Below are 17,126 nucleotides of genomic sequence, written 5' to 3' on the forward strand. Positions count from 1 at the left end.
CGAAGTAGTTCCGAAATGGGCGATTAGCTCAGTTGGTAGAGCATCTCCTTTACACGGAGGGGGTCGGCGGTTCGAGCCCGTCATCGCCCACCATTTCGGGTCGTTAGCTCAGTTGGTAGAGCAGTTGACTTTTAATCAATTGGTCGCAGGTTCGAATCCTGCACGACCCACCAATGTAAAAAAGCGCCCTAAAGGCGCTTTTTTGCTTTCTGGGATATATATGATTCGAACCTGTTGCAGGTTCGAGCCGAACGTAGTGAGGCACAGGAGCTGTTTTCGGCGACGGCCCGAAGGGCGAGGCGAAGCCGAGTCATCCTGCACGACCCACCAATGTAAAAAAGCGCCCTAAAGGCGCTTTTTTGCTTTCTGCGATATATACGATTCGAACCTGTTGCAGGTTCGAGCCGAACGTAGTGAGGCACAGGAGCCGTTTTCGGCGACGGCCCGAAGGGCGAGCGGAAAACCGTATTCCTTTAAAAATTATGCGTTTTTCTCGTCTGGCAGACGTCTTAATTAAATGAAGGATAAGATATAACATTTCGGTCTGGAAAAGACGCAAAAAAGGCAATATAAAATAACGATTTAGGTGAAAAAACAATGAAACTCAGCGAACGTGCCAGACGCTTTGCAACCCAGGCTCATCGTAAAGCCGGTCAAAAACGTAAGTTCACAGGCGAACCTTATATTGTCCACCCTGCATCCGTCGTCAAATTACTACAAAGCATAAATCCAACCGAAGAAATGATCGCAGCGGCATGGCTCCATGATGTCGTTGAGGATACGGGAGTTACACTGGAAACCATCGATTCGTTGTTCGGCGCGGAGGTCGGACAATATGTTGAAATGCTGACGGATGTCAGGACCCGGCGAACGGGAGGCTCTCGTATTGACCGCAAGAATGCCAATCTCATTCACAGCGCGCGGGCAAATGCCGGAGCACAAACGATAAAGTTATGCGATCTTATAGATAATGCAAGAGATGTTGTGGCGCGCGACCCGATTTTTGCCTGCGAATATATTTTAGAGATGAAAAGGTTGCTCAGTGTCCTCACAGCCGGAGATCAAATCCTGTATGCACAAGCCCGCGCGCTATGCGATGAAGGACTTGCCCTGCTGTGTCAGCAGCAGGGAAGCGATGCATGGTTCGTAGAGAGCTGGGCGCAGTATGAACAGCACACGCCACTCAGCTCGGTGACAACGTGGTCAGAAAAAGAATTGCCGGAATCGTTACCGCAGCCAGTACCGTCTGAACAGAAATAATGCCTGCTGAGAGGCGGTAATCTCCACCAAGCAGTTTGGACATGATGTAGGCAGAGGGAGTACAAGGAAGAGCGTTGAAGAGTACGACAGTTGCCAGTACAGGACCACTTATTCCTGACCATATACCAATGAGTAGTGTCACCAGAGGAACAAAAAGAAGCTTAACGATTGTCGACTGCAACACGGCACCGTGAGAAGCACGGGCCGCTTTCAGATCCAGCCCGGCACTTACAGCCAGTAGCCCCAGAGGCAGAGAAGCACCTCCCAGAATATGCAAAATGTCGGATACAATCTGCGGTAAATGCAAACTCGCGACATTAAAAAGCAGCCCAGCAAGCACCGAAATTATGACAGGGTTACGTACCAGCGCCCTGATGATTTGTGCCTGCGCGGGTTTCGAACCCTGACCGTAATACATCAGTACAATAATGGATGCCACATTCAAAAGAGGAATCGCTACAGCGATACTAATCGACGTGACTGCCAACCCGGTAGTGCCATAGGTTGCTGCCGCTGCCGCCACCCCAATATAGGTATTCGGCCGTAATGCTCCCTGAATGACAGAGGAAAATACAGGACCTGACTGTCTGCTTAATCCCCGCCAGATCCAAAGAGACAGTGCTGCCAGCAGCACTGCCCCAAGGATAGACCATGCGATAGGCTTGACCGGAAATTCCCCCAGGTCAGCCGAGGCAACCTGGGAGAACATTAGCGCAGGGAACAGCCAAAAGTAATTGAGCTTCTCACAGGGCAACCAAAATTGCATATCAATAAAATTGCGCGAGCGCAGCATATAGCCCAGGGCAATCAGAAACATGACAGGAATAAGAGCGAGCAGAGTCGTAATCATGGTCGTCAGATATATCCCTTCGTTAGCACCAGAATGCCATATACCGCAATAAAGGCTGTCAGCAGACCTTCATATACGGATGGGCTAGCGCGACGGAAAAGTACGTTCCCTACTCCCCAGTAAACAAATAGTGCAAATGGTGCGGCCATAAAGCCGGAGAGACTCAGAGAATGTGGTTTCAGGATAGTAAGCGTAAGCAATTGTATTATGCCAAACATCAGATAATAGCGTGAGACTTCTGCGCGTATGGCTGTCTTTTCGTTTTGAATGGTTGAGGCATAGAGAGCCAATAATGCCCCACCCATATTTGTTACCCCATGCAAAGCCCCCATCACTAGCACATAAAGGCGCTGATATTTAATAAGCCTGGCACTGATAAACTGTCTAAAATTTGTACTCAATCTCACTACTGCAGAAAATATGAGTACCAGACCAATAATGAAGTCAAAATTAAACTTTCCACCTGAAGTAATAATGACACTCAGAAAGATAATCACAGCAGCCGCACACAAGGCCATATTTAAAATTTCTTTCCTGTCTACACGCCATCCACGACCAGTATATAACTGAGTCAATGAAATCAGGACCGATGAAGGCAAAAGCAGGCCCAGGACAGACGAAAAATCATACCCTAGCAGGAGAAGTGCTGGTGTCCCAAAGACCAGAATACCCATGCCAAAGATAGATTGAACCACTGAAAACAGCATAATAACAGGCAAGAAGAGATATTCGTGTTCCATTTATGCCACCTCTGCTTCATTGCGTTTTATCAACTGATGCTGAAGCCAGGCTTTTACATTAAGAGTGTGAATTACATTTCCATTAAGGCTATTACTGTCCTGTTGAGCAGAGATAATCACGACATAATCATCTTCAAGAAGATATCCACTATGGGTTAATTTTCTCAAAAGTTGATCTTCGCCCTGTAGTGATATTTCATCCTCGTTTTTAATATACACGCTGGTCACATTCGGAAGTAGATTCCAGCTACGTGTCAATTCTGGATGTGTTCCTATGGCTAATACAGGCAATCCGGCATCAGACATAGCAGCAATGCGCACGGCGTAACCCGTACGGGAAAGGACGACCAGGCGAGTCAGCGGTAAAGCCTTTGCAAGCGCACGAATGGTATGTCTGAGATCGCTGTCTGTTGGCTCTTTGACGGTATGATAAGGTGAGTGGCGCCCCGTAGCCGCGAGTGTCGCAATACGACTGATCCGATCAACAGCCTCAACCGGATAGCGACCCACAGCCGTTTCACCGGAAAGCATAACAGCTGAAGCGCCATCCAATATAGCATTAGTGATATCGCTGACTTCCGCTTTTGTTGGTAAAGGATTTTCAATCATGCTGTGGAGCATTTCAGTCGCAACAATGGTGGGCTTACCTGCGCGAGCCGCTTCACGGAGGATTTTTTTCTGATAAAGGGCCACATGATCAATGGATGTTTCAACGGCAAGATCGCCACGGTCAATCATAATCACATCTGCCGAATCTACAATTTCAGCAAGATGAGTAATCCCCCCACGGTTTTCTACTTTTGCCACGATACGCGGAACGGGTGCAGCAATCAGATCACGAATGGCTTCAATATGCTCCCGGCTTTCAACAAAACTGATTCCGATATAATCAACACCGATTGATTTAGCAAATTCAATCATTGCTCGATCTTTATCTGTTACCAAAGACTGCCCAAGGTCGATACCAGGAACATTTATTCCCTTACGACTCCTTAATTTGCCATCCATATTAGCCCGCAAATAAATATCTCTTCCCTGAATGTTGTCAACAACAAATGAAAGCGTTCCGTCATCTGCGAAAACGCCGTCGCCGACGGATAATTTCTCATGAAGCCGATCAAATCCGACGGGAATTTTTTCTGTACCGTCATGGCGGGTATCTGTTGTCAGTATTATTGTATCGCCACTTTTGAACGAAGGTTCATGAGCCAACTGGAGTGTCCGAATTTTCCTTCCAGGAATATCCAGCAGTACAGGAACATCAGGAACGGTGTTACGCAGAAGCTTAACCGTTTCTGCATGCCATTCGGGGGTATTATGAGAACCATTTAATCGAGCAACGGACATGCCTGCTTTGCGTAATTTAAGTAACGTGTCAGTATTGTCTGAAGCCGGGCCGATAGTAGCAATAACGCGTGAACCTGTCATAAATAACTCCTTGTATAAGAAAGCTCTTTATGACAGTTTTATGACAATTCAGTTAATGATATTAAACTATTTAATATACCTAATAATTATTACAGCAATTTTATGATGATCCGAACCTGTAATTTCAACATTTCCATAATCAGGGATTTCTTATACATATTTTCAATAAGAAGATAAAAAGCGTTTTATCCCCTCAGCCAGCCGTCAACGTCGCAATCAATGTCTTCACCGCAGGCGTCGCCTGCTTCTCGTCATACACCACATACAAATCGGCCGGTATACGCTCCTTCATCAGCGGCGAAAACCCGGCCTGCTGGCAGACGCGATGTAAAAATGCCCAATCAGAATGCGCAGAAGGCATCGTGACAAAATACTCGTCCTGCAATGCTGAGAGCGCAATTGCTGATTCGCTCACCAGACGGTGATCTTCCGGCATCGCCACCAGAAAAGCGGCGTCATACAACCGCACGCTGGTTAACCCCGCGGTGGGTTCGGTTGCCATTCGCCAGATGCCCACGTCCAGCTCCCGCCGCTCAAGCAGCGCCATCTGCATGACCGGGGATTTTTCACGAAACACGACATCTACATTCGGATGCGCTTTTAAAAAAGCGTGTATTACCGTGCGCACCTCGCTCCACATCGCAGTGCCGAAAATCCCCAGCTCAATGCGCCCAAACTCCCCCCGGCCAATTTGCTCGACGCGAGCCAACGCCTGGTTTGCGCTGGCGAGCAACCGGCGCGACTCTTCCATCAGCACTTTACCGGCATGTGTCAGGGCGACACTTCGCGAGTGGCGAATGAACAGTAACGTGCCCAGCTGGCTTTCCAGTTCTTTAATATGCAAGCTGAGCGGCGGCTGAGACATATTGAGACGGGCCGCAGCCCGTCCAAAATGTAGTTCCTCCGCCACGGCCAGAAAGTAGCGCAGCAACTTGAGATCGGTACGATAGACGCGTTCCATCAAAACATATCCTGGCGATAACATTGATGCGCCTGCCTTAAGGCCTTTCACCCTCCACAGGGGAAATTGAGTGCGCAACTGTACGCATCTCGCTATTTTTACAGGTATGGCGATAGTTAAAACTGAAATAAAACACCACCGCGAGCGCCAGCGCGTAGGTTGCAAACACCAGCCAGATCGTCTGCCACTCTTTCACCCCGTCCACCGAGAAATAATCTACGGTTATACCGCTCAATACCGAACCGACATACGCAATGTAACTCCCTGCCAGATATGGCAGTTTTCCTCAAGCTAATCCCGTCGGTGCCGATACCTCTGTTTTATAACGCGAGGAAAAAGTATGACGACCATTCAGGCTTCAACCCAACCTATTCAGACCAGCGGCGGGAGCGGTACTTCCAGCAGTAACGATATCGCCGCGCAAATCAGCCGCATTCTCGATAAGATCAAAAAGCTGACTCAGCAGTTAAAAGAGCTGGCGAACAGCCCCGGCAGCACGGATGAGAAGAAAAAGCAGCAGGAACTGATTCAGACCCAGATCAAAGTGCTGCAGGCGCAGCTCGCCGCGCTGCAGCGCCAGCAGGCGGAAGAGGCGCAGAAGAAACAGGATCAAAAGCTCGGCAAAGTGGAAGGTGTGAACAGTCCGTCAGACTCGCATCAGATCGATATCTACATCTAATCTTCTGATGCGTTAAACAGTGGGTCGCGTATGCGGGCCTCGGTTAATCGCTGTGCCTGGATACGCACCACTTCCCAGATGGCCTGGGCGGCACCCGAGAGGGAACGATTTTTTCGCCGGACCAGCATCAGCTTTCTCTCCACAACGGGCGTGAGTCGCTTCACGGCCAGCCGGCTTCCCTGCGGCAGGGGAAGCGCCAGAGCCGGCAACACGCTGATCCCGATTCCGGCTTCCACCATCGGAAACAGCGTCGCCGGGTGACCAATTTCCTGTACGATCGTTGCCGTTACGCCCTGATTCACCAGCGCGGAGTCAATCAACGGACGGCTGCCCGAGGCATAGTCCTGTAATACCAGATTTGCGCCCTGCAGGCGCTGCCAACTGACCTCCGGCAAGATTGCCAGCGGATCGTCGTACCGACAGAGCAGTAAAAAAGGCTCTGAAAGCACGCTCTCACACGTCAGATCGCTCACCTGGCCGGGATCGATAACAATACCGAAATCCACATCTCCCTGGCGGATGCTTTCCAGCACCCACTGCTGCGGCCTGTCATGCAACACAAAATCGATATCCGGATAACGCTGGTTGCCCTCTGCGATACATTGCGGGATAAGGTGTGCAGAAATTGTCTGGCTGGCTGCGACCCGCACCGTACCCGAAAGCTGCTGCCCCAGTCTCCCGACGTCTCTGAGCGTGCTGTTCAGTTCATCCAGCAGCCGTTCGAGGCGCAAAGCCAGCTGTTGCCCCGCTTCGGTCAGGACAACCTCGCGCGTGGTACGGTCAAGCAGCCTCACGCCGGTCTGATTCTCCAGCTCTTTCACACTGTGGCTGACCGCCGACTGGCTCAGGCCAATCATCTCCCCTGCCCGACTAAAGCTGCGGGCATGCGCGACGGTAACGAAAATACGAAGCTGGCGTAACGAGTAATTCATCTGTTTAGTTCATGAATGGATGCAATAAATCAATTTTATTTCTCAAATGGAAAAAAGCACAATAGCGACATCTGTTTTCAGGAGTCATTATGAAACTATTTCGTATTGTTGATCCGTTTACGCTTACCCTGGTCGTTACCGTATTACTGGCCTCTTTCTTTCCCGCTCGCGGGGGATTCGTCCCGTTCTTTGAAGGGCTAACCACGGCCGCCATCGCCCTGCTGTTCTTTATGCATGGGGCGAAACTCTCCCGCGAAGCCATTATCGCCGGCGGGAGCCACTGGCGACTGCATCTGTGGGTGATGTGCAGCACCTTTATTCTTTTCCCGATCCTCGGCGTGCTGTTTGCCTGGTGGGCGCCGGTTAATGTCGACCCTGCGCTCTACACCGGTTTCCTGTATCTGTGTATTTTGCCGGCCACCGTGCAGTCCGCCATTGCGTTTACCTCTCTGGCGGGAGGGAACGTAGCGGCCGCCGTCTGCTCGGCATCGGCATCCAGTCTGCTGGGGATTTTCGTCTCCCCACTGCTGGTCGGCCTGCTGATGAACATGCACGGCGCGGAAGGTAACCTTGAGCAGGTGGGCAAAATCTGTCTGCAATTGCTGCTGCCGTTTGTGCTGGGCCATCTCTCCCGACCGTGGACCGGCGCGTTTGTGGCAAAGCACAAGAAATGGATTTCAAAAACCGATCAGTCGTCGATTCTGCTGGTGGTCTATTCCGCCTTCAGTGAAGCGGTCGTGAACGGGATCTGGCACAAGGTGGGCGCAGGCTCTCTGCTGTTTATCGTGGTGGTCAGCCTCATCCTGCTGGCGATTGTGATTGCCGTGAACGTCTTTGTGGCACGCAAGTGCGGATTCAACAAAGCGGATGAGATCACCATTGTCTTCTGCGGTTCGAAGAAGAGCCTGGCAAACGGTATCCCGATGGCCAACATTCTGTTCCCGACCTCGGTGATTGGGATGATGGTGCTACCGCTGATGATTTTCCATCAGATCCAGCTGATGGTCTGCGCGGTGCTGGCGCGTCGCTATAAGCGCCAGACGGAAAAACTGGCGCAGGAAGAGACCCGCGCCGCGAAGGCTTAAGGACGTTTCAGGGGCTGGACCAGCTGGGTCAGCCCCTCCGTTTTGATCAGTAACGTGATAGCCATCAGCTCGCCCAGTCGCCCGGCCGGGAATTCATCCTTGCGGGCAAACCACAGGAGATACTCCTCCGGCAGGTCAATCAGCCTGCGGCCCTTATATTTACCGAACGGCATCTCCGTATTAGCGATCTCGACGAGCTGCTCTTTCTCCACCTTACTCTCCTAACAGACGCATCATTTCCGCTTCGTCGATAACTTCAATCCCCAGCTCCTGGGCTTTTGCCAGCTTGGAACCGGCGGCTTCCCCGGCGATCACCAGGTCGGTTTTCTTCGACACGCTGCCCGCCACTTTAGCTCCCAGCGCGACCAGACGTGCCTTTGCATCATCACGGGATAGCTGGCTCAGGCTGCCGGTCAGCACCACCGTTTTACCGGCGAACGGGCTGTCGATCTCTTCGGCGTTGACGACGACCGGCGCAGGCCATTTGATGCCCTCTGCCAGCAGTTTGCCGATGACCTCGCGGTTGCTCTCTTCAGCAAAGAAGTTAAAGACATGCGTGGCGACAACGATGCCGACATCCGGAACTTTCTGCAGTTCGTCGATGCTCGCGTTTTCCAGCGCCTCCAGCGTACCAAAATACGCCGCCAGCCCTGCTGCCGTCGCTTCACCCACTTCACGAATGCCGAGCGCATAAAGGAAACGGGCGAAGGTGGTCTCTTTAGCCGCTTCCAGGGCGTTAACCACATTTTGGGCCGACTTTGGCCCCATGCGGTCAAGACCTGTCAGCTTGCCCGCGGTCAGTTTGAAGAGATCCGCGGGGGTATGGACATACTCTTTCTCAACCAGCTGGTCGATAATCTTGTCGCCCATGCCGTCGACGTCCATCGCCCGACGGGAGACAAAGTGCTTCAGTGACTCTTTACGCTGCGCGCCACAGATTAAACCGCCCGTGCAGCGCGCCACCGCTTCACCTTCCACACGCTCAACGTCAGAGCCACACACCGGGCAATGGGTCGGGAAGACAACTTCGCGCGTATCGTCAGGACGTTCTGACTCAACGACGTTAACCACCTGCGGAATCACATCGCCCGCGCGGCGGATCACCACTTTGTCACCGATACGCAGACCAAGGCGCTCGATCTCATCGGCATTATGCAGCGTGGCGTTACTCACCAGCACACCCGCAACCTGCACGGGCTCCAGACGCGCGACAGGGGTGATGGCGCCCGTCCGTCCTACCTGGAACTCCACGTCGCGCACAAAGGTCATCTGCTCCTGGGCCGGGAACTTAAACGCCACCGCCCAGCGCGGCGCACGCGCCACAAAGCCCAGCTGCTCCTGCAGCGCCAGCGAGTTTACCTTAATGACCACACCATCAATGTCGAAACCGAGTGTCGGACGGTCCTCTTCAACCTTGTGATAGAACGCAAGCACCGCCTCCGGTGAGTCGCAAAGCTGGACGCGGTTGCTTACCGGCAGCCCCCATGCCTTAAACTGCAGCAGACGGCCGAGATGCGTATCCGGCAACTCGCCGCCTTCCAGAATACCGACACCGTAGCAGAAGAAAGTAAGCGGTCGCTTCGCGGTGATGCGCGGATCCAGCTGACGCAGGGAGCCTGCCGCCGCATTACGCGGGTTTGCAAACACCTTCCCACCGGTGCGGCGCGCTTCCTCGTTGATTTTCTCGAAGCCCGCCTGCGGGAGGAACACTTCGCCACGCACTTCCAGACGCGCTGGAATGTTGTCACCCTGCAGCTTCAGCGGGATCGCGCGAATGGTTCGCACGTTGGTGGTAATGTCTTCCCCCGTGGTGCCATCCCCTCGGGTCGCAGCACGCACCAGTACGCCGTTTTCGTAGAGAAGGCTGACTGCCAGGCCATCCAGCTTCAGCTCACAGCACCAGGTCAGAGAGTCGTTGCTTTTCAGGCGATCCTGTACGCGCTTGTTAAACGCCAGGAAGCTCTCTTCATCGAAGACGTTATCCAGCGACAGCATCGGTACTTCATGACGTACCTGGCTGAATGCCCCCAGCGGCTCGGCGCCAACGCGCTGGGTGGGGGAATCAGGGGTGATAAGTTCCGGGTGCTGCGCCTCTAATTCACGCAGCTCGCGCATCAGGCGGTCATACTCGGCATCCGGGACTTCCGGCGCGTCCATAACATGATAGAGATATTCATGATGGCGAAGCGTGGTTCGCAGTTCAGTGAGTTGTTGTTCGATTGAGTCCATATCACACCATCAATGAGAAAAAACCCCCGACATGCGGGGGTTGAGGAGGAGTTGAAGTAAACGCGACGATTACGCGTTGGCTTCCTTCACTTCGCGGATGCGGTCCTGATACTCGCGCAGTTTCTGCGGCGTCATCATGCGACGCTGGTCGTCGAGTACCACACCACCGACTTCGTCGGCGATATGCTGAGCGGACTGCAGCATCAGCTTAAAGTTTTGCAGTTCATCACCGTAGGACGGCACCTGCATAAAGATAGTGACGCCCGGGGTCACGAAATCACCGGTCATTTCCGGATCAAAAGTGCCAGGGTTGACCATATTGGCCAGGCTGAACAGCGCCGGGCCGCTACCGTCAGGACTCAGATGGCGATGGAAAATATTCATATCACCAAACTTGAAACCTGCCTGTTGAATACTGTTAAGCAGCACATCACCGTTGAGATGGCTGCCCTGATGTGCGGCCACGTTCATGATGATCACCGCTTCTTTACGCTGCGGTTTTTCAACAACCGGTTCAGGCTCTGCAACAGGCTCAGGCTCAACGTGCGGGGCCGGGGCAGGCTGCGGTGCAGGCTGCACATGAACAGGCTGCTGCGGCTGTTGTACCGGCTGTGCAGGCTGTTGTTGCACGGGCTGCTGCACAGGCTGCTGTTGAACCGGCTGCGGTGCAGCAGGCTGCTGATGGACAGGCTGTTGCGGCGGCTGGCGCACCGGCTCTTCTACCGGCTGCGGCGCGTGCTGGCGCGGCTGAGCAGAAGCATACGGCGGTTGATACTGGTGCTGCGCTGGACGGGGGGCTTCATGCTCCCCATGAGCCGCGCCGGGCGCAGTATTGACCCGATGAACACGAACTTCACCCACGCCGTCGTCGTCGATGCCATCGATGTCATCTTCACTGTCATCGTCGTCACGACTGGACTTCATGCGCTTCAGTGGGCGATCGCGAAACATAGAGGAACGCTCTTTACGGCTGGTCCAGAAACCATGTACCAGTAAAGCGATTATGGCGATCGCGCCAACAATGATTAATATCAGACGCAAATCCTGCATCATTATATTCTCTGTTGTTCTAACACCTTGCCACCACGGCAAACATTTACTCACTAAGAGTATTTGCCGTTTACGTCAAGTGCAAGTGCGTGCAGAGCATTCGCAGCATAAAGATGAAGGAAATCGTGCTTTTTGCTGGTTTTTCGAACATTTCCGAACTGGTCATTGGTCCGTAAGTGGATAATATAGGCAGGCAATTCCACTGGTTGTGAAAAAAGGAGTACAGCCTGGTTATGGTTTCAACATCTTCTTCTCCCCCGCGCAGCGGTGTCTGGTATTTTTCTCAGGGCTGGAAACTGGTCTCCCTGCCGGGTATTCGACGCTTCGTCATTCTGCCGCTGTTCATCAACATTATTCTGATGGGCGGTGCGTTCTGGTGGCTGTTCACAAAGCTGGAGAGCTGGATCCCGTCGCTGATGAGCCATGTGCCAGACTGGCTGCAGTGGCTTAACTACCTGCTCTGGCCGGTGGCGGTGATCTCCGTGCTGCTGGTGTTTGGGTACTTCTTCTCAACGATTGCGAACTGGATAGCCGCCCCGTTTAACGGCCTGCTGGCGGAACAGCTGGAAGCACGCCTGACCGGAGCGACGCCACCGGATACCGGCATACTGGGGATCATGAAAGATCTTCCCCGTATCATGAAGCGCGAGTGGCAGAAATTTGTCTGGTACCTGCCCCGGGCGATTGTGCTGCTTATCCTCTATTTTGTGCCCGGCATTGGCCAGACGGTAGCGCCGGTGCTGTGGTTCCTCTTCAGCGCCTGGATGCTGGCTATTCAATACTGCGATTACCCGTTCGATAACCATAAGGTGCCGTTTAAAGAGATGCGCACCGCCCTGCGCACCCGTAAGGTCGCTAATATGCAGTTCGGCGCCCTGACCAGCCTGTTCACGATGATCCCCTTCCTCAATCTGTTCATTATGCCGGTGGCGGTATGTGGCGCGACGGCGATGTGGGTGGATTGCTACCGTGCTAAGCACGCGTTATGGAAATAATGCAAAAATGTGTAAAGCAGGGGTGGCTTATGCCGCCCCTTATTCCATACTGATCCCCATTATTTCCTTGCAGTATATAGATATGCGAATTCCTTACTTCCCCCTACCTGCTCAACAGGTATGCTGGGTCGGTATCCCAATTTCATACAGTTAAGGACAGGCCATGAGTAAGATTTATGAAGACAACTCGCTGACTATCGGTCATACGCCCCTGGTTCGACTGAACCGTATCGGTAATGGACGCATTCTGGCGAAGGTCGAATCTCGTAACCCGAGCTTCAGCGTAAAATGCCGTATCGGTGCAAACATGATTTGGGATGCTGAAAAACGTGGCGTACTGAAGCCTGGCGTTGAGCTGGTGGAACCGACCAGCGGCAACACCGGTATCGCACTGGCCTATGTGGCGGCGGCACGTGGCTATAAACTGACGCTGACCATGCCTGAAACCATGAGCATTGAGCGTCGCAAGCTGCTCAAAGCGCTGGGCGCGAACCTGGTCCTGACTGAAGGCGCGAAAGGCATGAAAGGTGCCATTCAGAAAGCCGAAGAGATCGTGGCCAGCGATCCGGCGAAATACCTGCTGCTTCAGCAGTTCAGCAACCCGGCGAACCCGGAAATTCACGAAAAGACCACCGGTCCGGAAATCTGGGAAGATACGGACGGCCAGGTAGATGTCTTTATCTCCGGCGTGGGTACCGGCGGTACGCTGACCGGCGTGTCGCGCTATATTAAAGGCACAAAAGGTAAAAAAGACCTGATCACCGTTGCGGTTGAACCCACTGACTCCCCGGTTATCACCCAGGCGCTGGCGGGCGAAGAGCTTAAACCAGGCCCGCATAAAATCCAGGGTATTGGCGCAGGCTTCATTCCGGGCAACCTTGATCTGAAGCTTATTGATAAAGTGGTGACCATCACTAACGAAGAAGCCATCTCTACTGCGCGTCGCCTGATGGATGAAGAGGGTATTCTGGCGGGTATCTCTTCCGGTGCGGCCGTTGCGGCAGCGCTCAAACTTCAGGAAGACGAAGCCTTTACCAACAAGAATATTGTGGTTATCCTTCCTTCTTCGGGTGAGCGTTACTTGAGCACCGCACTGTTTGCCGATCTCTTCACGGAAAAAGAGCTGCAACAGTAATGCCAGCATGTTAATAACGCGTAAAAAAGCACCTTTTCAGGTGCTTTTTTGTGGCCTGCTTCAAACTTTTACCCCTCCTGGCATTGCTTCACCCCGTAGGGTCTGGTATTTAAACCAGCAATTATTTTGATGCGTGAAATTAATCAGTGAACGAAATAGCCTTGCTGAATCGATTTTATGATTTGGTTCAAGTCTTGCTTTCGCTGCATAATGTTTAATGACGATCGAAACGTCAGCGCTAACAATACAGGCTAAAGTTCAGTCGCCAGGCTAGACTTTAGTTCCACAACACTAAACCTATAAGTTGGGGAAATACAATGTTCCAGCAAGAAGTTACCATTACCGCTCCGAACGGTCTGCACACCCGCCCTGCTGCTCAGTTTGTTAAAGAAGCGAAAGGCTTCACTTCTGAAATCACTGTGACTTCCAACGGCAAAAGCGCCAGCGCAAAAAGCCTGTTCAAACTGCAGACTCTGGGCCTGACTCAGGGCACCGTAGTCACCATCTCTGCGGAAGGTGAAGACGAGCAGAAAGCAGTTGAGCATCTGGTAAAACTGATGGCTGAGCTCGAGTAAGTTTCCGGGTTCTTTTAAATATCAGTCACAAGTAAGGTAGGGTTATGATTTCAGGCATTTTAGCATCCCCGGGTATCGCTTTCGGCAAAGCACTGCTGCTGAAAGAAGACGAGATCGTCATCGACCGGAAAAAAATTTCTGCCGACAAGGTTGATCAGGAAGTTGAACGTTTTCTGAGCGGTCGTGCCAAGGCATCTGCGCAACTGGAAGCAATCAAAACTAAAGCTGGCGAAACTTTCGGTGAAGAAAAAGAAGCCATCTTCGAAGGGCACATCATGCTGCTCGAAGATGAGGAGCTGGAGCAGGAAATCATAGCCCTGATTAAAGATAAAGGCATGACGGCCGACGCGGCTGCCCATGAAGTTATCGAAGGTCAGGCAACTGCCCTGGAAGAACTGGATGATGAATACCTGAAAGAGCGTGCGGCTGATGTACGTGACATCGGTAAGCGCCTGCTGCGCAACATCCTGGGCCTGGCCATTATCGACCTGAGCGCGATTCAGGATGAAGTGATCCTGGTTGCCGCTGACCTCACCCCGTCTGAAACCGCACAGCTGAACCTGAAAAAGGTCCTCGGTTTCATCACCGATGCGGGCGGCCGTACCTCCCACACCTCTATCATGGCACGTTCTCTTGAACTGCCTGCTATCGTGGGTACCGGTAGCGTCACCTCTCAGGTGAAAAACGGTGACTATCTGATTCTGGATGCCGTAAACAATCTGGTTTACGTCAACCCAACTAACGAAGAGATCGAGAAACTGCGCGCAATTCAGGAGCAGGTTGCGACTGAAAAAGCGGAACTCGCTAAGCTGAAAGACCTGCCAGCCATTACCCTGGACGGCCATCAGGTAGAAGTGTGCGCAAACATCGGTACCGTCCGCGACGTTGATGGCGCTGAGCGTAACGGTGCGGAAGGCGTAGGTCTCTATCGTACTGAATTCCTGTTCATGGACCGTGACGCCCTGCCGACTGAAGAAGAGCAGTTCGCAGCGTACAAAGCGGTGGCTGAAGCCTGTGGCTCTCAGGCCGTTATCGTCCGTACCATGGACATCGGTGGCGACAAAGAGCTGCCGTACATGAACTTCCCGAAAGAAGAGAACCCGTTCCTGGGCTGGCGTGCAGTACGTATCGCCATGGATCGTAAAGAGATCCTGCGCGATCAGGTTCGTGCGATCCTGCGTGCCTCCGCTTTCGGTAAGCTGCGCATTATGTTCCCGATGATCATCTCTGTTGAAGAAGTGCGTGCACTGAAGAAAGAGATCGAAATCTACAAACAGGAACTGCGTGACGAAGGTAAAGCGTTTGACGAGTCAATTGAGATCGGCGTGATGGTGGAAACACCAGCGGCGGCAACGATTGCGCGTCATTTAGCCAAAGAAGTTGATTTCTTTAGTATCGGCACCAATGATTTAACGCAGTACACCCTGGCAGTTGACCGTGGTAATGATATGATTTCACATCTCTACCAGCCAATGTCACCGTCCGTACTGAACTTGATCAAGCAAGTTATTGATGCTTCTCATGCAGAAGGTAAATGGACTGGCATGTGTGGTGAGCTTGCAGGCGACGAACGTGCTACACTTCTGTTGCTGGGTATGGGTCTGGACGAATTCTCTATGAGCGCCATTTCCATCCCGCGCATTAAGAAGATTATCCGTAACACGAACTTCGAAGATGCGAAGGTGTTAGCAGAGCAGGCTCTTGCTCAACCGACAACGGACGAGTTAATGACGCTGGTTAACAAGTTCATTGAAGAAAAAACAATCTGCTAATCCACGAGATGCGGCCCAAATTACTGCTTAGGAGAAGATCATGGGTTTGTTCGATAAACTGAAATCTCTGGTTTCTGATGATAAGAAAGACTCCGGAACTATCGAGATTGTTGCTCCGCTCTCCGGCGAGATCGTCAACATCGAAGACGTGCCGGATGTAGTGTTTGCTGAGAAAATCGTTGGTGATGGCATTGCTATCAAACCAACTGGCAACAAAATGGTTGCTCCAGTTGACGGCACCATCGGTAAAATTTTTGAAACCAACCATGCGTTCTCTATCGAATCTGATAGCGGTATCGAACTGTTCGTTCACTTCGGTATCGACACCGTTGAACTGAAAGGCGAAGGCTTCAAACGTATCGCGGAAGAAGGCCAGCGTGTGAAAGTTGGCGACCCGGTCATTGAATTCGATCTGCCACTGCTGGAAGAAAAAGCCAAGTCTACCCTGACGCCGGTTGTTATTTCCAACATGGACGAAATCAAAGAACTGATCAAACTGTCTGGCAGCGTCACCGTGGGTGAAACCCCGGTTATCCGCATCAAGAAGTAATTCTTGCCGCACAGTAAAATGGCGCCTTCGGGCGCCATTTTTGTTTATGCGGGGAGGATGAGTTCGTCATACCCTTTCGACTGCGTATACAGCATCACGTCAGTCACCCGATCGCCGGCCATACGGATGGCATCGGCAACGGTTTTTCCCTCAACAATGCCGCTCACCAGTTCCGAGCAGAACAGATCGCCCGTTCCTTTTAGATCGGTTTCCACGCGCGGATGCGCGCTGACGGTAATCCCCTCACGCGTAACCAGCACCACGTGGATGTTTTGCGGATCGTCAGCCACCGGCGCGCTGGTGATGGCCACCCATTTCAGTGTGTCGGAGAGCAATCCCTGCGCTGCTGAAATCGCGCTTTCCGGTGTACGACACGGTTTGCCGCTTAAGACTTCCAGTTCGTAGACGTTTGGCGTAATCCCCTGCGCCAGCGGCAGCAGGTGCTCCCTATACGCTTCGGGAATATCGGGCTTTACGTACATCCCGCTGTCGATATCGCCGATAACCGGGTCGACCAGCACCAGCAGGTCTGGATGCTGTGCTTTAACCGCCTTCAGCCACTGCGCCAGCAGGGCAATCTGGCTGGCGCTGCCCATATAGCCGGTAGTAACCGCTTTAAGCTCGCGCAGGATCTCGCGCTCTTCCAGCGCCTTCAGATAGCCGCTGAACCACTCATCGGGGATCACCCCGCCGTAGAAGGTGTCATAGTGCGGTGTGTTACTAAACAGCACCGTCGGTACGGCGGTGACGTTCAGCCTGTGGGTACGAATATTCGGTACCGCGATACTGTTCCCGACGCTGCCGTAAACCACCTGCGACTGCACCGCGACAATGTCGGTTTGCTGCGCCCGGGTGTTATCCCGGAATAGAATCATCTCCATGACG

At 52.6% G+C, this 17,126-nt stretch carries 17 protein-coding genes, 2 tRNA genes, 1 other RNA gene and 1 pseudogene; 11 read left to right on the forward strand and 10 right to left on the reverse strand.

Annotated elements, in window-relative coordinates; translation table 11 throughout:
• Positions 1 to 17 precede the first annotated feature (17 nt).
• From SP99_RS16015 to SP99_RS16025, 4 genes are all read left to right on the forward strand, one after another.
• A tRNA-Val gene (locus SP99_RS16015) sits at positions 18 to 93 on the forward strand.
• A 4-nt stretch (positions 94 to 97) separates the two neighbouring features.
• A tRNA-Lys gene (locus SP99_RS16020) sits at positions 98 to 173 on the forward strand.
• A 29-nt stretch (positions 174 to 202) separates the two neighbouring features.
• A non-coding RNA gene (locus tag SP99_RS23915) (RtT sRNA) lies at positions 203 to 330 on the forward strand.
• 267 nt (positions 331 to 597) lie between these two features.
• Positions 598 to 1,260, forward strand: a complete 663-nt coding sequence (locus SP99_RS16025) for an HD domain-containing protein (RefSeq protein ID WP_047959174.1) — start codon at positions 598 to 600, stop codon at positions 1,258 to 1,260.
• Here SP99_RS16025 and SP99_RS16030 read toward each other — a convergent pair.
• The 5 genes and pseudogenes from SP99_RS16030 to SP99_RS16050 form a co-directional block, all read right to left on the reverse strand.
• Positions 1,184 to 2,110: an AEC family transporter gene (locus tag SP99_RS16030; protein ID WP_047959175.1), complete on the reverse strand. Its 927-nt coding sequence runs from the start codon at positions 2,108 to 2,110 to the stop codon at positions 1,184 to 1,186. The two genes, SP99_RS16025 and SP99_RS16030, sit on opposite strands and share 77 nt — an antisense overlap.
• Positions 2,111 to 2,115: 5 nt before the next feature.
• The gene (locus SP99_RS16035; protein ID WP_047959176.1) at positions 2,116 to 2,850 is read right to left on the reverse strand and encodes a TSUP family transporter; all 735 of its coding nucleotides are present in this window, start codon (positions 2,848 to 2,850) and stop codon (positions 2,116 to 2,118) included.
• Positions 2,851 to 4,278 (reverse strand): pyruvate kinase, encoded by a 1,428-nt coding sequence (pyk, locus tag SP99_RS16040; protein WP_047959177.1) that lies wholly within the window; start codon positions 4,276 to 4,278, stop codon positions 2,851 to 2,853.
• Positions 4,279 to 4,471: 193 nt separating this feature from the next.
• Positions 4,472 to 5,239, reverse strand: coding sequence for a LysR family transcriptional regulator (locus SP99_RS16045; RefSeq protein WP_047959178.1), 768 nt, complete (start codon positions 5,237 to 5,239; stop codon positions 4,472 to 4,474).
• A 37-nt stretch (positions 5,240 to 5,276) separates the two neighbouring features.
• Positions 5,277 to 5,492, reverse strand: a pseudogene (locus SP99_RS16050) (hypothetical protein); the annotation flags it as partial.
• Positions 5,493 to 5,579: 87 nt separating this feature from the next.
• Between SP99_RS16050 and SP99_RS16055 the strand changes: the two are divergent.
• Positions 5,580 to 5,918 carry a FlxA-like family protein gene (locus SP99_RS16055; protein ID WP_025758767.1) on the forward strand — a complete coding sequence of 113 codons (339 nt, stop codon included), beginning with the start codon at positions 5,580 to 5,582 and terminating at the stop codon, positions 5,916 to 5,918.
• Here the strand turns inward: SP99_RS16055 and SP99_RS16060 are convergent.
• Entirely contained in the window at positions 5,915 to 6,850 is a 936-nt protein-coding gene (locus SP99_RS16060) for a LysR family transcriptional regulator (protein WP_047959180.1), read from the reverse strand. The two genes, SP99_RS16055 and SP99_RS16060, sit on opposite strands and share 4 nt — an antisense overlap.
• 89 nt (positions 6,851 to 6,939) lie before the next feature.
• Between SP99_RS16060 and SP99_RS16065 the strand changes: the two genes are divergently transcribed.
• Complete coding sequence (locus SP99_RS16065; RefSeq protein ID WP_023325832.1) at positions 6,940 to 7,935, forward strand: bile acid:sodium symporter family protein; 996 nt, start codon at positions 6,940 to 6,942, stop codon at positions 7,933 to 7,935.
• Here the strand turns inward: SP99_RS16065 and SP99_RS16070 are convergent.
• The 3 genes from SP99_RS16070 to zipA form a co-directional block, all read right to left on the reverse strand.
• On the reverse strand, positions 7,932 to 8,147 hold the full coding sequence (locus tag SP99_RS16070; RefSeq protein ID WP_003861328.1) for a DUF3820 family protein: 216 nt from the start codon (positions 8,145 to 8,147) through the stop codon (positions 7,932 to 7,934). The genes SP99_RS16065 and SP99_RS16070 overlap by 4 nt on opposite strands.
• A gap of 1 nt (position 8,148) precedes the next feature.
• Positions 8,149 to 10,164, reverse strand: a complete 2,016-nt coding sequence (gene ligA / locus SP99_RS16075; RefSeq protein WP_047959181.1) for an NAD-dependent DNA ligase LigA — start codon at positions 10,162 to 10,164, stop codon at positions 8,149 to 8,151.
• 69 nt (positions 10,165 to 10,233) lie between these two features.
• Positions 10,234 to 11,217, reverse strand: coding sequence for a cell division protein ZipA (gene zipA, locus SP99_RS16080; protein ID WP_025758771.1), 984 nt, complete (start codon positions 11,215 to 11,217; stop codon positions 10,234 to 10,236).
• Between the two features lie 230 nt (positions 11,218 to 11,447).
• On the opposite strand from zipA, the gene cysZ reads away from it, so the two are divergent.
• From cysZ to crr, 5 genes are all read left to right on the forward strand, one after another.
• Positions 11,448 to 12,209, forward strand: coding sequence for a sulfate transporter CysZ (cysZ, locus tag SP99_RS16085; RefSeq protein ID WP_025758773.1), 762 nt, complete (start codon positions 11,448 to 11,450; stop codon positions 12,207 to 12,209).
• Between the two features lie 163 nt (positions 12,210 to 12,372).
• On the forward strand, positions 12,373 to 13,344 hold the full coding sequence (gene cysK, locus SP99_RS16090) for a cysteine synthase A (RefSeq protein ID WP_014884739.1): 972 nt from the start codon (positions 12,373 to 12,375) through the stop codon (positions 13,342 to 13,344).
• 317 nt (positions 13,345 to 13,661) lie between these two features.
• A complete protein-coding gene (gene ptsH / locus SP99_RS16095; RefSeq protein WP_000487600.1) occupies positions 13,662 to 13,919 on the forward strand; it encodes a phosphocarrier protein Hpr in 258 nt (85 codons plus the stop codon).
• 44 nt (positions 13,920 to 13,963) lie between these two features.
• Entirely contained in the window at positions 13,964 to 15,691 is a 1,728-nt protein-coding gene (ptsI, locus tag SP99_RS16100; RefSeq protein ID WP_047959182.1) for a phosphoenolpyruvate-protein phosphotransferase PtsI, read from the forward strand.
• Between the two features lie 40 nt (positions 15,692 to 15,731).
• Positions 15,732 to 16,241, forward strand: coding sequence for a PTS glucose transporter subunit IIA (gene crr, locus SP99_RS16105; RefSeq protein WP_003861316.1), 510 nt, complete (start codon positions 15,732 to 15,734; stop codon positions 16,239 to 16,241).
• A gap of 44 nt (positions 16,242 to 16,285) precedes the next feature.
• Here crr and pdxK read toward each other — a convergent pair whose 3' ends face one another.
• A complete protein-coding gene (pdxK, locus tag SP99_RS16110) occupies positions 16,286 to 17,122 on the reverse strand; it encodes a pyridoxine/pyridoxal/pyridoxamine kinase (protein ID WP_047959183.1) in 837 nt (278 codons plus the stop codon).
• Positions 17,123 to 17,126 lie beyond the last annotated feature (4 nt).

Origin of the sequence: Enterobacter sp. BIDMC92, from assembly GCF_001030225.1 — a bacterium.
GTDB lineage: Bacteria > Pseudomonadota > Gammaproteobacteria > Enterobacterales > Enterobacteriaceae > Enterobacter > Enterobacter sichuanensis.